General features: G+C 45.7%; 14 protein-coding genes and 1 pseudogene. 9 read left to right on the top strand and 6 right to left on the bottom strand.

Going from position 1 to position 14,034, the window contains the following annotated elements; all coding sequences use genetic code 11:
* Positions 1-78: 78 nt before the first annotated feature.
* Positions 79-423 carry a phasin family protein gene (locus AC6I8Y_RS22330; RefSeq protein WP_042469627.1) on the bottom strand — a complete coding sequence of 115 codons (345 nt, stop codon included), beginning with the start codon at positions 421-423 and terminating at the stop codon, positions 79-81.
* A 707-nt stretch (positions 424-1,130) separates the two neighbouring features.
* Here AC6I8Y_RS22330 and AC6I8Y_RS22325 point away from each other — a divergent pair.
* The 8 genes from AC6I8Y_RS22325 to AC6I8Y_RS22290 all read left to right on the top strand — a co-directional run bounded on the left by AC6I8Y_RS22325 (position 1,131) and on the right by AC6I8Y_RS22290 (position 8,511).
* Positions 1,131-1,793, top strand: a complete 663-nt coding sequence (locus tag AC6I8Y_RS22325; RefSeq protein WP_234497721.1) for a TetR/AcrR family transcriptional regulator — start codon at positions 1,131-1,133, stop codon at positions 1,791-1,793.
* A gap of 5 nt (positions 1,794-1,798) precedes the next feature.
* Positions 1,799-4,123, top strand: a complete 2,325-nt coding sequence (locus AC6I8Y_RS22320; protein ID WP_498021754.1) for an acyl-CoA dehydrogenase — start codon at positions 1,799-1,801, stop codon at positions 4,121-4,123.
* 111 nt (positions 4,124-4,234) lie between these two features.
* A complete protein-coding gene (locus tag AC6I8Y_RS22315) occupies positions 4,235-4,447 on the top strand; it encodes a hypothetical protein (protein WP_498021752.1) in 213 nt (70 codons plus the stop codon).
* Positions 4,448-4,515: 68 nt separating this feature from the next.
* Positions 4,516-4,671 (top strand): hypothetical protein, encoded by a 156-nt coding sequence (locus AC6I8Y_RS22310; protein ID WP_498021750.1) that lies wholly within the window; start codon positions 4,516-4,518, stop codon positions 4,669-4,671.
* 183 nt (positions 4,672-4,854) lie between these two features.
* A complete protein-coding gene (locus tag AC6I8Y_RS22305) occupies positions 4,855-5,538 on the top strand; it encodes a spondin domain-containing protein (RefSeq protein WP_498021748.1) in 684 nt (227 codons plus the stop codon).
* An 8-nt stretch (positions 5,539-5,546) separates the two neighbouring features.
* Positions 5,547-6,242, top strand: a complete 696-nt coding sequence (locus AC6I8Y_RS22300; protein ID WP_498021746.1) for a spondin domain-containing protein — start codon at positions 5,547-5,549, stop codon at positions 6,240-6,242.
* A gap of 65 nt (positions 6,243-6,307) precedes the next feature.
* Entirely contained in the window at positions 6,308-7,102 is a 795-nt protein-coding gene (locus tag AC6I8Y_RS22295) for a response regulator transcription factor (RefSeq protein ID WP_498021744.1), read from the top strand.
* A gap of 35 nt (positions 7,103-7,137) precedes the next feature.
* On the top strand, positions 7,138-8,511 hold the full coding sequence (locus AC6I8Y_RS22290; protein ID WP_498021743.1) for a sensor histidine kinase: 1,374 nt from the start codon (positions 7,138-7,140) through the stop codon (positions 8,509-8,511).
* 55 nt (positions 8,512-8,566) lie between these two features.
* Here AC6I8Y_RS22290 and rsgA read toward each other — a convergent pair whose 3' ends face one another.
* The 5 genes and pseudogenes from rsgA to AC6I8Y_RS22265 all read right to left on the bottom strand — a co-directional run bounded on the left by rsgA (position 8,567) and on the right by AC6I8Y_RS22265 (position 12,680).
* The gene (gene rsgA, locus AC6I8Y_RS22285) at positions 8,567-9,622 is read right to left on the bottom strand and encodes a ribosome small subunit-dependent GTPase A (protein WP_498021742.1); all 1,056 of its coding nucleotides are present in this window, start codon (positions 9,620-9,622) and stop codon (positions 8,567-8,569) included.
* Positions 9,623-9,913: 291 nt separating this feature from the next.
* Positions 9,914-10,376 (bottom strand): annotated as a pseudogene (locus AC6I8Y_RS22280) (copper chaperone PCu(A)C).
* A gap of 25 nt (positions 10,377-10,401) precedes the next feature.
* Positions 10,402-11,013, bottom strand: a complete 612-nt coding sequence (locus tag AC6I8Y_RS22275) for an SCO family protein (protein WP_252015824.1) — start codon at positions 11,011-11,013, stop codon at positions 10,402-10,404.
* The gene (locus AC6I8Y_RS22270) at positions 11,010-11,450 is read right to left on the bottom strand and encodes a hypothetical protein (RefSeq protein ID WP_498018489.1); all 441 of its coding nucleotides are present in this window, start codon (positions 11,448-11,450) and stop codon (positions 11,010-11,012) included. Before AC6I8Y_RS22270 ends, AC6I8Y_RS22275 begins: the two co-directional genes overlap by 4 nt.
* 114 nt (positions 11,451-11,564) lie before the next feature.
* On the bottom strand, positions 11,565-12,680 hold the full coding sequence (locus AC6I8Y_RS22265) for a phosphatase PAP2 family protein (protein WP_498021741.1): 1,116 nt from the start codon (positions 12,678-12,680) through the stop codon (positions 11,565-11,567).
* Between the two features lie 314 nt (positions 12,681-12,994).
* Between AC6I8Y_RS22265 and AC6I8Y_RS22260 the strand changes: the two genes are divergently transcribed.
* Positions 12,995-14,005 carry a manganese-dependent inorganic pyrophosphatase gene (locus AC6I8Y_RS22260; protein ID WP_498021740.1) on the top strand — a complete coding sequence of 337 codons (1,011 nt, stop codon included), beginning with the start codon at positions 12,995-12,997 and terminating at the stop codon, positions 14,003-14,005.
* The last annotated feature ends 29 nt before the right edge of the window (positions 14,006-14,034 follow it).

Here is a 14,034-nt window from a genome sequence, read left to right as displayed (position 1 = left end):
CGACTCATGTTCATCAAACCAAGCGTTAAACTCATGGTCAGTGAAGCGGTACGCCCATATCAAAAGGGGGAGCCAAGGTTACTTGTTTGGCGTGATAGAGCTTGCAGAGATCTCGTCTACTGCAGCTTTAAACTCATTACCAATCTGGCTTAGCTTTTGACCGTCTTCTAGTAGACGCTGGCTTACTTTAGTAATGATCTCTAGTTGCTTGCTGCCGTGGTTCATAAGATCTTGTGGCTGCTTGATTGCGACTAGGCTTTGTAGGTTCTCGTTAGTCAACTCGCTGTATGCAGTTAGAGTTTCGATCTGCATTTTTGAAAGAGTTTCTACATTCTTTGCAACCAATTGGCTGAAGTTAGCAAATGGGTTAAGAACAGATTGAAGTTGAGCATTCACTGCTTCTAGAGCGGCTTGATTTTGCATGGTTACCTTCCTTTTAAACGTCTTTTTGATGAACAACGCGTCTCTATTATCGAGTTACCTGTCCAGTTGTTGATTTAAGTCATGGAATTCAAACAAGCGTTTGAATATGGATATGATGAAGAATGCATGTCCCTTTGTCACTAGCCCACAGCGGCATAATTTATAGGCGAATCACTCTAAATATAAGGCTTAGTGTTTAATTGGCGCTTGTGTCTGATTGCATAAGTGCCCATTTTTATTGGTGTTAACGAATTGTTGATATTTAAACTGTGTTTGAATCGCGATTAAAATAGTCGGTGAATAATTACTTAAAATGATATCTGGATCACATAAAAACTCGGTATAACCTGGGCGGCAAACTAATACAAATATTCGATTGTTAATTAATAGTGCGCGCTAGCTATTTAATATTTGAATTGATGGTGTTTATTTGGCTATAGATTGATGGTGTGAATATTATCTCGATCAAGTATTGTTGAATATGAACTCTTCTGGTTAAAGTTCTGATTTTATTGTTATTTTTATATTTTTATATTTTTATTTGAGATTTAAATTACAATAAAAATATTTTCCTATTGGTTTCATAAACTTAGATGCATATGAGGCTTGTAATGGATGTTAATGCGAAAAAGTTGATGTTAATCACTTGTTGAATTAAATTTTGCTGGATATATTAAAACGAGCGTTTGATACGGGCGTTTTAAATTATGAAAGTTAAAGTTGGAACGAAAGAAAAGATATTTAATATTGCTCAGTCTTTATTTATAGAGCGTGGCTATAATAATACTTCTCTAAGAGATATTACTCAAAAAGCAGAAGTAAACTTAGCCGCTGTGAACTATCACTTTGGAGACAAGAACTCACTGGTACAAGCAATACTGGATCACTATTTGGTTCACCTAATGCCAGAGGTTCATGAGCAACTTGTAAAGCTAAATATTAAAGCGAGCTTCAGCGTTGAAGAGGTACTTACCACCGTTAAGGCACCATTGCTTAGCCTGAATACCTTGCATCCAAATGGCATGCATAGCTTTTTGCTGCTCATCGCCAGTGGATACAGCGATGTGCAAGGACATCTGCGCTGGTTCATCGTCAATCACTACGGTAAAACCCTAGCGCTTTTTAAGCAATCGATGGTGAAAGCCAACCCCAATATCGATGAGGAGTCGCTGTTTTGGCGATTGCATTTTGCCTTGGGAGCGTTTGTTTTCGCCACCGTGTCCTCTCAGGCATTAAACGAGATCGCATCAAGCCAATTCGAACAAGACAGTGATTTATTAAATATTATCGAGCAAGCCATACCCTACATTTCGGCTGGCTTAGAAACCGACAACACGCAAGTTAATTGCGAAACTCAACAAAAGGACTAGTGGATATGAGTGTCATTACAAAGAAGTTGATCAGCCAGCCTGCATTTAATCTATTTAAGAAGGTGCTGCCACCACTATCAGCAACCGAACGTGAGGCAATGGAAGCCGGTGGTGTATGGTGGGATGGTGAGTTGTTTTCCGGCAATCCAGATTTCAACACGCTGCATAACTACCCTCAGCCTACTCTTACCGCCGAAGAGCAGCATTTTATTGATAACCAGCTAGAAACTCTGCTTTCTATGCTTGATGATCACAAGATCGTCAAAGAAGATCGTGACTTACCAGCAGAGGTTTGGGAGTACCTGAAGAAAGAGCGTTTCTTCTCGCTGATCATTTCTAAAGAGTATGGCGGACGCGCCTTCTCTGCATTGGCCAACTCGACCATAGTATCCAAGATAGCAACACGTAGCATGAGTGCAGCGATTACAGTCATGGTTCCTAACTCTTTAGGCCCAGGAGAGCTGCTTTCCCACTATGGTACCCAAGAGCAAAAAGACTATTGGTTGCCGAGACTTGCAAACGGAACCGACACCCCATGTTTTGCTCTAACGGGACCTGAGGCGGGTTCTGACGCGGGTGGTATCCCAGATACGGGCGTGGTTTGTTATGACGAATATCAGGGTAAAAAGGTTCTGGGTATTCGACTTAATTGGAATAAACGCTACATCACGCTTGCCCCAATTGCGACGGTAATGGGACTTGCGTTCAAAATGCTCGATCCCGAAGGTCTATTGGGTGACAAGAAGAATGTCGGTATCACTTGTGCACTTATCCCAACGGATCATCCTGGTGTCGTTATTGGTGAAAGACATGACCCTCTTCATCTTGCCTTTATGAACGGTACGATTCAGGGGAGAGACGTGTTCATTCCTATGGAGTGGTTGATTGGCGGAGCTGATTATGCGGGTAAAGGATGGCGCATGTTGGTGGAATGCTTGTCAGCAGGTCGAGGAATATCTCTTCCGGCACTAGGTACAGCCATTGGCCATCTCACAGCAAGAACGACGGGCGCTTACGCTTATGTTCGCAAGCAGTTTGGTATGTCGATAGGCAAGTTTGAAGGGGTAGCGGAAGCGCTCGGTCGTATCGGTGGTCTGAACTACTTACTTGAAGCCAGCCGAACACTGACGACTACCTCGCTCGATATGGGGCAAAAACCAGGCATCGTCACTGCTATTGCGAAGTACCATATGACAGAAATATCGCGCACCATTCTGAACGATTCGATGGATATCCACGCCGGACGTGCGATTCAATGCGGTCCAATGAACTATCTATCATCGGCGTATTTAGGTGTGCCTGTAGCCATCACTGTAGAAGGCGCGAATATCCTGACCCGTAACCTTATGATCTTTGGTCAGGGTGCCACGCGATGTCATCCATATGTATTCCAAGAGATGGAAGCGGCAGCAAACCCAGATCATGAAGCGGGTCTTGAGGCATTTGATAAGCTGCTGTTCAAACATATCGGTCACGCAACCAAGAACTCTATTGGAGGCTTGTTTGCTGCGTTGACGGGATCTGCGTTGACGTCGTCTCCGGTCAGTGGTGCTACAGCTCGTCATTACAAAAATTTGAAGCGACTAAGCAAAGCGCTTGCGGTGAGTGCCGATTTCGCGATGTTAACCTTGGGTGGTGAACTGAAACGTAAAGAGCTGATCTCAGCGCGATTGGGTGATGGTCTTGCCTACTTGTACTTGGCGTCAGCGGTATTGAAGAAGTTTCAAGACGAAGGCAGCCGAGCAGAAGAGCGCGACTTTGTAGACTACGCGGTTGACTACTGTTTCTATCATGCAGCTAAGTCTTTGAACGAGGCATATCGTAACTTCCCAAGCCAGATTGCTGGCAAAACGCTTAAATCGCTACTGTTCCCAATTGGTAACCATTTCAAACTGCCTAGTGATGAGGTGACCCTTCGCATAGCCAATAAGCTGATGGTGCCAGGTGAAATGCGCGATCGCTTAACCCACCTTTGCTATGTGGGTGCCGCGGAGGATGACAATGTCGGTCTAATGGACCGTGCGTTTATCGCTATGTATGGCGTTCGAGATTTAGAGAAAAAGCTCCTTGCAGGTGTAAAAGCTGGAAAGGTTGCACGCAAAGGCGTGTTGACTGAACGTTTGGCTCAAGCGTTGAAAGAAAACGTACTAAGTCAGGAAGAAGTCGACAAAATCCTTGAAGCAGATGCGCTGCGCTATCGAGCGATTCAGGTTGACCATTTCAGCCATGATATGAAAACCACGTTAACCGGTGGTGTAGCGCACGAGAGCAAGTGTACACCGCAACAGACTAAAAACACTCCACAAGAAAAGCTAGCCAACGTTAGCTAACCCCCTAAAGCCTGTCTACTTATGTAGACAGGCTTTTTTATATAGCACTTTTTTTACGTAACACTTTCTTATATAAAAATAAAAACTTAGTCAGAATGATCGAGGAACACGATGGAAAACGCACAACACTACCAAGCCCTAGAAAATATGTACTTAGCAGCTCCAATCAATGAGTTTTATCTGCCTAAAATTAAGGTTCAAGAAGGTCAGGCAGACATCGAGATTGAACTGCATAAAAAGTACTTCCACACTGGAGGTGCTGTCCACGGCTCCGTCTATTTCAAGATGCTAGACGATGCTGCTTTTTTGCTGCCGCTAGCCTAGAGAAAGAGTACTTTGTACTCACCACGTCTTTCACAACCTATATCACGCGACCTGTTTCTAAAGGTCGAATGAAAGCGGTAGGTAAAGTGGTGAACATAAATAGCAGTCAATTTATCGTTGAATCTGTGGTGTACGATGGTGAGGGTCGTGAAATTGGACGAGGTAACGGATTGTTTGTTCGAAGTAAAATGTTGCTGGCAGATATACCTGGTTATCAATTCTAGACACTGCCGCTAACCCCGCGGAGAAATATCAGAGCCATTTGAGAGAAATTTGTGAGAAATTGGTGAGGGTACTGCAAACCTTGCCCCGCATGCTTTAACACATGGAAACGCGCAACGTCTTAACCTGTGCATTGTGCGTTTAATACATGGTGTCCCTAGGGACCGTTAAAGGATGGAATCACAATGAAAAAACGTACTCAACTTGGACTCGCAATTACGTCTGCATCTCTTCTTCTAGGAGCGGGCTCAGCAGCTGCAGCAGACCTAGAAATAACCATTACCAACGCAACCAAAGGTATCTACTTTACTCCACTCATTGTTGCCGCACACAACTCGGACCTAGTGATGTTTCGTACCGGACAAGCCGCTTCTGCAGAGCTTGAGTCGATGGCTGAAGGTGGTGACATTTCTGGTTTGGCAAGTGTCATTGGTAACGCTGGTGGTGTGGTCGTTGAAAACCCTGCTTCGGGGATTTTGTATCCAGGCGTTTCCACCACTTTTTCTATGGATAGCGGCAGCTTTGGCTACCTTTCGCTCAGTGCAATGTTACTACCAACCAATGATGGTTTTGTTGGTTTGGATAGTTGGAAGATCCCGTCAGAGCCAGGTACCTACAAAGCAACACTACGCGGTTATGACGCGGGCACCGAAGCGAATGACGAGCTAGCGGGTAGTATGCCTAACCCTCCATTCCTCACCTTTGGTGCAGGTGGTACAGGCGTTGAAACAGCTGTAACCAATAATACGGTCCATGTTCATCCTGGCAATCTGGGTGACAGCGACCCAGCAGGCGGTATCAGCGACCTTGATAACACTAGCCACCGTTGGCTGAACCCTGTAGCCACTATCACTGTTGTAGTGAAATAGGAGGTCCCATGAAGACACGAATTTTACTACTCGCAAGTGCGGTTGCCGTAATAGCAGGGTGCGGTCACAACGATGATGACAGTCCTGCTGCTCAAAACTATCGTTATACCGTCAGTGTTCAAAACCTATCTGCGAATCAGCCATTGAGTCCGCTCGCGGTACTCGCTCATAACAGCAGTTTTAGCATGTTTGAAGTAGGACAACCTGCATCCGTTGAGCTGGAGCATCTTGCTGAGGGTGGCAGTAATGCGGAGTTGCTGGCTCTAAGCAGCAGTGATGACAACATTTATACTGGAACGTCAGGCAATGGGCTCATCATGCCAGGGACGAGTGACTCGATTACATTGACCTTATCTCCTGATCGCGCCAAGTATCTGTCGGTCGCCTCTATGTTTGTGAATACCAACGATGCGTTTGTGGGTGAAGCCGGGCTCTCTATCGGTAGTCTGGCGACAGGCGAAACCTTCGTGATGAATATGAATGTTTGGGACTCGGGTACTGAAGCTAACGATGAGCTCGCAGCAACCATTCCCGGTCCGGCGGGTGGCGGTGAGGGCTTTAACGCGGCTCGAAACGATGATGACAAGGTCTCTTTCCACTCGGGAGTGGTCAGTAAAGACGATGGTTTAGCAACCTCCGCACTATCCGCAAACCATAGGTTCTTAAACCCAGGAGCGAGAATCACCATCACACGAATAGAATAATGAAAGATATTCTTACCTGCTCCGGTCATGTGCTAGGTCTACGGAATTGGAGCAGGTATCGTGATATGGCAAGTCAACTAAACCGCAGTTCGTTTTCAGCAGATGCATCCTTAGATGCGGGCGCAGTACTCAAAACCGCTAGTATCCTACTGGTGGAAGACGATGATGATCTCGCAGAGTTGGTGCAGATGCACCTTAAATTTCAAGGGCATCAAGTCACAAGAGTGAGTCAGTGCGGCGAAGCTCGTCAATGTTACTCAGCCCAACCTTTTGATCTGGTTATTCTCGACAGGGGGTTACCTGACGGCGATGGGATAGACGTTTGCCACTCGCTGCGCCGCGTTCAAGATTGGACGCCAGTGCTGATGCTCACTGCACGAGACAGTGAAATGGATAAAGTCGATGGTTTAGAGGCTGGGGTTGATGATTACATTACTAAGCCGTTTAGCGTCTTAGAGTTTCAAGCCCGTGTACGAAATATACTGCGCCGACAATCTAGACCGGACACCGAAGAGTCTCAGCCAGAAGATGATGCCATGATATTTGGACCTCTAGAGATCCGCCCAAATCAACACACAGTGTCCTTGCATGGCAAGGAGATAGCGTTAACCGCGACAGAATTTACCTTACTGCATTTTTTAGCATCGAGACCGGGACGCGTGTACAGCAAAGATGAGCTGTTGGACCATGTTTGGCATACCAATCATTCCGGTTATCACCATACGGTGTGTAGCACCATTAACCGGCTGCGAACCAAATTGACGGTGGAAACCGCTGTTACTCAGGCAAGTAAAGAGCGTGATGAGCAGCATTTTGTGCACACGGTCTGGGGAGTGGGTTATAAGTTTCAGTCACTTTGAATGGACTCAACAAAGAGCTTAAGGATGAGGGGATTATGAGTTTTAAAGCAAGACTGGTGATATTCACAAGCCTCTGGTTTTGTATTATGACGGTGATTATTGCCTACACCTATCACTGGCAGCGACAGACCATAGAACATCGCACCACACAGAGCTTACATAAAGACCTCGCGGTCCATATGCGGGACGATAACCCGCTGATGATAGGCACGGAATACAACCCTAAAGCGCTTAAATCCATTTTCCACACCTTGATGCTTATCGGACCTGACTTCGAGATCTACTTTCTTGATGCACAAGGCAATATCACCACACACGCTGCACCTGAAGGTGCGGAGATCATGGGCTCCATTGATGTAGAGCCGATAAAACGATTTCTCGCTGATGAGCCTTTTCCGATTTTAGGCCAAGACCCCCGTCATCCTGGTGAAGACACCGTTTTCTCCGTCGCGGCAATTAAGGAGTTTGGTTCAACGATAGGCTATCTATATGTGGTAATAGGTAGTACCAAACATTCAACCATTGCAAAAGCTCAGGTCGACACGCCTTATATCGCGCTTACCGGATTGACCTTACTCTCGATTCTGGGCTTTGCACTAGGCGCCTATTGGTTGGTTAAACGTAGCTTGCTTACACCAATCGAAAAGGTAACCTCGAGTTTAGAGCAGCAAGCTGAACATGATTTTCGGCTTAATCCAGGCTTCACCAAACAGGTACCCGAGCTTGTGCCTATTGCTCACTCTTACCAAAAGATGGCAAAGCATATACAGCAGCAGTTTTTGCAACTTGAATATCAAGCTAGCAGCCGGCGAGACACGTTGGTACAGCTGAGTCATGATCTCAAAACGCCCCTATCGAGTGTGCTTGGTTATCTGGAAACCTGGAAGTTACAGCACCCAGGCTCCGATCCCTTGATTGAGGTGGCGTATCGAAATTGCGGCAAGCTATCGGATCAACTTCACTCGTTGCTAGAAACAGCCAAATCGGATGCTGGCTTGCCCAGCTATCAATATGAGCCTGTCGAGCTAAGCTCCTTGGTTGCTGAATGTGCCGAAACCATGATGAGTCAATTTCAACGTAAGCAGATAGAGCTTAACGTCGATGTGGATAGTGGTATTCAAACGATTGGCGATAGAGGTTTGTTGGAGCGACTCGTGTTAAACCTTCTAGAGAATGCCCTACGGCATAGTCCAACAGGAGCTAGTGTAGATTGTCAGGCTCATAAGTCAGAAGATGGAAAGAGCATCCAGTTTGTGTTTATCAATAAGGTTGAGCAAAGCGCACCAAGTGGCTCGCTAGGCATCGGAACTAAAATTGTTCAATCTATCCTAATGCTACATCACAGCTATCTTGAAACGAGTGCGAGTGAGTCGATTTACCAACAGAGGTTTGCCTTGCGAGTGGTGTAAAAAAGCCCCGATAGGGATCGGGGCTGGTCTATGACTTCATTTCACTTAGCGTCGATTAGTAACCTTTCTTGCGATGGCGACTTTCCGACTGAACTGAGCGATAGAACTTACCCAGTTCTCTATCTTTGGTGCGTTTTTCTGCTAGAGACGCACTGTTTCGTGCTTGTTCGCGCTGGAGCTTAAAGTAGTTATCGACTCGTCTCTCATCAAGTTCACCGCTCTCTAGTGCACTGCGTACGGCACAACCGGGCTCATTGGTGTGCTGACAGTCCGCAAAACGGCATTGGTTAATCAAGGTTTCTACATCACTAAAGGTTTCGGATAGACCTTCTTCACTTGCCGTAAGCTGAATCTCTCGCATTCCAGGCGTATCAAGCAGTAAACCGCCATTTGGCATCTTATGCATGGAACGAGAGGTTGTCGTGTGGCGACCTTTACTGTCATCTTCACGAATACCACCCGTTGCTTGCGCTTGTGCCTGCATTAGGGTGTTTACCAGTGTCGATTTCCCCACACCAGAAGAGCCCATAAATGCCACGGTTTGACCAACTCCACACCAAGACTGAAGGCCATGAAGAGAATCAATCTCTAATGCGTTGACCGTTTCTATCATCAGGAATGGGTCAAGTGACTGTACTTGTTGACGTTTCTCTTCGACGTCCTCGCATAGGTCGGCTTTGGTTAGCACGATCACGGCTTCTGATTTGGCCTCATTAACCAAAGTCAGGTAGCGTTCTATGCGGCTGAGATTAAAGTCAAAGTTCAAAGAACAGACAATAAAAACAGTGTCGACGTTGGCAGCAATGTATTGCTCTTCGAGCTTTGAGCCAGGAGCTTTGCGGCTAAACAGAGATTTACGATCGAGCAGTCTTACAAATCGATGTTGTTCATCCAGAAGTATCCAATCACCCACCGTCATTTGAGGGTGACTGATATGATGCTCAAGGTGAAACTCCTCTTGTTCAGTACAGACGATATAGCCACTGCGATGATGAGCAATAACACGACCGAAGATAATACCTTCGTACTCTTCAAGAGTGAGTTGTTGTTGAAAATAGGTTTTCCAGCCAAGTTCGTTGATCGCGATTGGATGGGTAAAAATAGAATGCATTGTTAGTACCTAAAATAGACTTATTTTTATAAGGGTCAGGTACTTACCGATGTAAGCGTGTGCAGGTTGCACAAGACCCCGGTTTTGGTCACCGGGTAAAGCAGAAGAGTATGGTTGAGCGGAACTAAGAGTGTGTTTACGTTTCGCTTAACGCTAGTTTGTTTCCAACTTTACCGGGTGGGTACGCATTACAATCATGAAAATCCTCCAAAAATATTAGTATAAGACGTGGCAATAATAGCACCGCGGCGCTATTTGTACAGCACCGCGGTAAATTACGATTCTTGTGGCTTAGTGATGCATGTGGTCGTGGTTATGCTTCATTCCAGACATCACCTTTTTTGACTGGTACAGTCAATACCTTTACTTCGCCATTCGCAAAGCTCAGCTCAACGTTAATGGTCTCGCCTTCTTTCATTGGCTGGTTTACGTCTAGCAGCATGATGTGCAAGCTACCCGGCTTTAGCATGGTTTTACCATTCGCTGGTATCTCAATCGACTTTATTTGACGCATTTTCATCACGTCACCGTCTTTAATGACATCGTGAAGTTCAACGACGGAAGAGGCTTGAGAGGTGGCGCTGACAATAGTACGCACCTCGTTGCCTGTGTTCTCGATGGTACCGAAGACGGCGCTGGTCGTCGCATTAGGTGGTGTTGCGCGAGCATACGCGTCATTGACATCAATCGCCGCATTGGCTGCTGAGAGAGGGGCAAGGGCAAGAGCAGTTAGAAGGATTGTATTGAGCTTCATGGTTTATTCCATTGTTATATGAGTTTTATCCTTGTTTATTGACGCGTTTTATCGCTTCAATAATTGGAGCAGGAGTCATGGTGTGCGGCACTTTTTCAATAAGCGTACCGTCAGGGCTTAAAAAATAGAAATATGAGCTATGATCGAGCGTGTAACCAAGCTGGGAATCTTCGAGCTCCGTTTTTCTAAAGATCACGCCATACTTGTGAGCTAAAGGTTTTGTGACCTCAAGAGGTGCTGATAGCCCCTCAATCATGGGGTGAAAATAGTGTGCATATTCTGCAGAGGCTTCAGCGGCATCGCGCTCGGGATCGAGAGAGACAAACATTGGTCTTAATGTTGATTTGGTTTCGTCATCGATCTGATTCAGTGCGCCTGCCAACATGGCAAGTGACGTTGGGCACACGTCAGGGCAGCGGGTAAACCCAAAATACACGATGCGCGTACGTGGGTCCGCTTGGTCAAAAATCTCGACGGGGTCGCCATTCTCGCCATACAAAATGGATTCAGACACTTTTTCAAGTTGCGCTAACTCTAGTGCCTTTTTCTCTTTTTGCTGTTGGTTGTCGAGATACACCTTACTCCCCACACCAAGACCAAAAGCGACAATCAGTAGTGCTATCCATTTTTTATTCATCGAGCGCTCATCCTCAGTGCTGCTTTGATGTCAGTGCTACCGTCAGAAACGGTGCCATACCATGTCATACGCTCTTCAGCGCAAACGGGTAAAATGATTTCACCTTGATAAACGTCAGGCTTTATCATCTCTAACTGATACTTTGCGATGCCCATGTCCATTTCTTTGCCTTGCAGTGAGATAGACAATGTCTCGGCTTCAGAGTTAGGCCAAAATACATCGACTTTAATGGGCGTCAATGGCGTGACCCGCTGAGCATCGAGCTTAAGTTTTACACCTTGTTGCTCGCACACTTCTGAAGAGAGCATGCAATAACTGCTCAGGTCGACATCGGCGTTTGGCGCGTGATTTAACAGATTCGGTAAATAGAATCCTGCTCCTAGCGCAGCGGCAACCAGCAAGATTTTGATTTTATTGTTCAACGTAATGTTAACCATAGAAAGAATCGTAACCGCATCCTAACATATTCCGTTGCGGCATCTGTGCGGTAGTCCTAATTTTTGCTGTCTGTTAAACGACTTACACATTGCTGTTGGGTTGCTGCGCCAACGTTAAGTAATGGCAAGACGTTTAGGTTGTGTATTTGAATGAGAGATCTTTCCTGCAAACCACCAAATCAACCAAGTTAATGGCGCACTCACAATTCCATCCAAAGCATAATGCCAACCCAGAGAAATCGAACCGATAAAAATCACTAGGGCGTACAACCAAAACACAATACCTAACATGCGGTTGATGGCGTTCATCGTTAATGCCATGAGCACAGCCATGGAGACATGCATACTTGGCATTGCGGAAATGCCACTGCCTAACATATCTTTGCCTTCAGAATACGCCAGCCATAAGTCTTGTTGGGTTTCGAGCGCAAATATCCCCCAATTATTGTGTTCAGTTAGCCAGGCATCTTGCTGCTGAAGCAGTTGCAAAAGAAGACCATAGCCATGATTGTCATATCCCAATTTAGACAAGAAGACCGGCCCTGCCGACGATAAACACATCGCTAGTATCATGCCGAGTAAGGTCCACGATAGTAACCAGCTTAAGAAAAAACGTGTTCTTAGTGGCGATTTTGAGGATAGCAAAAAGTAGCAAACCATCCCCCACATCAAGAAAAACCAGAGGTTGTAGCAGAAATTGAGTGTGACGGTGATGTACGGAGAGTCAAGGAGCGTGTGGACAACAGTCCATGGCTCGTTTCCAGCAAACAGCCACACATCGAGTTGATGGAAGAGCAAGTCATACTGGAACGGATGAATAATGGGAATAAGCCCTTTGAATGAGGAAAAGGCTGACATAAATATGCTAATCGCGGTAAGTAAGACAAAACTGGAGATAACTCTCGCCCGATATTGGTAGAGCAGTTTGATTTTGTTTACGTAGCATTGAATAGGGCTTTTTTCTCGGCGAAGCAGTAGAACAAAGAAGTAGCCGCTACCAGCAAGTGTCAATGATATTGGTACTAGAACGTTGAGAGCTCGCATGTAAGAGAAAAACGACAGTTTTCCCGTGTAACCATACAGTGAAGAGAAGACAAAGGTGCACAACGTGACAGCTGCGATTAAAAAATAGAGCTTAGCATCACTTCGAATGTCGTTAGCAATGTCATTGAGGTCGCGGCTTACTCGGTGGTTGGAATTGAAAAGATAGTTTGATGAAGAGCGCGCCATAAGAAAGTCTCTAAAATGCAGATAAAGTCATACCTCAAGGAGCCGAGAGATATTCATCCAGCATTACATTCCTTGTCTTTTGATATGGTTGCATAATGTCTAGGGCGGTGCAAATAAATCAGCAGGATAGAGTCAGTTGCTTGTCTCGATATAATAATTGGAGGTGCCAGTCGATTTTTATCGAAGGAAGCCGTAGTGAAATATATAAGTAATTAGTTGTTACATGTCGACATCTTGTTGAACTAAAACTGTCACAAATTCGACATCTTGTCTTCCTAGTATTGCCTGACTTTCAATTCATCTCAGGACAAAATATGAAACTTTCAGTAATCGCTCTGTCTCTGCTGACTGCTACATCGGCACACGCGGCACTTGATCTCTATGACCCATCGAACAATGAAACGGACAACTTGGTTTGGGTTGGTCACATGAGCCCAGATACAGACACAGTTTCTGCCGCTATGATGGCGGCTCATATCTATGGAGGCAAAGCAACGGTTGCAGAAGACATCAATCCAGAAAGCACTTTTGTTCTGAACTATTGTAATGCTGAGAAGCCAGAGATTGTTGCTGATTACTCCAGCTATCAAGTAGGTCTGGTCGATTTCAATCAACGCACGCAGCTAGCACCAAGCATCAACACCGAGTCGATTGTTGCAGTGATCGACCATCATGCTATCGGTGGAGCGCCGATTAATACTTCACAGCTTGTGTCAATGGATGTTCGTGCTTGGGGTTCTACTGCGACTATCCTCGCTGCGAATGCTGAGCAACTAGGGGTTTCACTTTCTAAGCCGGTTGCCTGCGCGGGTCTTGGCGCTATTTTGTCAGATACTGTTGTATTCCAGTCGGCAACGACCACGGATTACGACCATCACTTTGCAGAGAAGCTAGCGAAGATCGCAGGTGTTGAAGATATCGAAGACTTTGGTCAGCAGATGCTAGTCGCTAAGTCGGATCTCAGCCATCTGCCAGCCACTTCAATCCTGACAATGGATTACAAGAACTTCGAATACGGTGGTAAAAAAGTAGGTATCGGCGTTGCTGAAACCTTAACTGCGCAACAGCTGATTGATCGCAAAGACGAGTTACTGGCGGCGATGGCGGAGTACAAGAAAGCACAGAACCTTGATCACTTGTTCTTCTCCATCACAGATACAAAGAACAAACGTGCCAACATCATCTGGGGAGATGATGTTGAGAAGCAGATCTTGAGTCAAGCGTTTGATACACCAGTGACGGGAGACATGCTGATTCTTGATGGTGTCACATCTCGTAAACGTCAGATTGGACCTGCAATCCAAAACTCTATTGAGCAAATGTAACTTCGGTTTCAACGGCAAGGGATACGCGA

The organism is Vibrio sp. KUL78, assembly GCF_059725505.1.
This window is presented reverse-complemented; position numbering and strand designations above follow the sequence as displayed.

Bases quoted from the DNA above. Each gene is read 5' to 3' on its own strand.
- AC6I8Y_RS22330 (WP_042469627.1), bottom strand. From the start codon at position 423: ATGCAAAATCAAGCCGCTCTAGAAGCAGTGAATGCTCAACTTCAATCT.
- AC6I8Y_RS22325 (WP_234497721.1), top strand. From the start codon at position 1,131: ATGAAAGTTAAAGTTGGAACGAAAGAAAAGATATTTAATATTGCTCAG.
- AC6I8Y_RS22320 (WP_498021754.1), top strand. From the start codon at position 1,799: ATGAGTGTCATTACAAAGAAGTTGATCAGCCAGCCTGCATTTAATCTA.
- AC6I8Y_RS22315 (WP_498021752.1), top strand. From the start codon at position 4,235: ATGGAAAACGCACAACACTACCAAGCCCTAGAAAATATGTACTTAGCA.
- AC6I8Y_RS22310 (WP_498021750.1), top strand. From the start codon at position 4,516: ATGAAAGCGGTAGGTAAAGTGGTGAACATAAATAGCAGTCAATTTATC.
- AC6I8Y_RS22305 (WP_498021748.1), top strand. From the start codon at position 4,855: ATGAAAAAACGTACTCAACTTGGACTCGCAATTACGTCTGCATCTCTT.
- AC6I8Y_RS22300 (WP_498021746.1), top strand. From the start codon at position 5,547: ATGAAGACACGAATTTTACTACTCGCAAGTGCGGTTGCCGTAATAGCA.
- AC6I8Y_RS22295 (WP_498021744.1), top strand. From the start codon at position 6,308: ATGGCAAGTCAACTAAACCGCAGTTCGTTTTCAGCAGATGCATCCTTA.
- AC6I8Y_RS22290 (WP_498021743.1), top strand. From the start codon at position 7,138: ATGAGTTTTAAAGCAAGACTGGTGATATTCACAAGCCTCTGGTTTTGT.
- rsgA (WP_498021742.1), bottom strand. From the start codon at position 9,622: ATGCATTCTATTTTTACCCATCCAATCGCGATCAACGAACTTGGCTGG.
- AC6I8Y_RS22275 (WP_252015824.1), bottom strand. From the start codon at position 11,013: ATGAATAAAAAATGGATAGCACTACTGATTGTCGCTTTTGGTCTTGGT.
- AC6I8Y_RS22270 (WP_498018489.1), bottom strand. From the start codon at position 11,450: ATGGTTAACATTACGTTGAACAATAAAATCAAAATCTTGCTGGTTGCC.
- AC6I8Y_RS22265 (WP_498021741.1), bottom strand. From the start codon at position 12,680: ATGGCGCGCTCTTCATCAAACTATCTTTTCAATTCCAACCACCGAGTA.
- AC6I8Y_RS22260 (WP_498021740.1), top strand. From the start codon at position 12,995: ATGAAACTTTCAGTAATCGCTCTGTCTCTGCTGACTGCTACATCGGCA.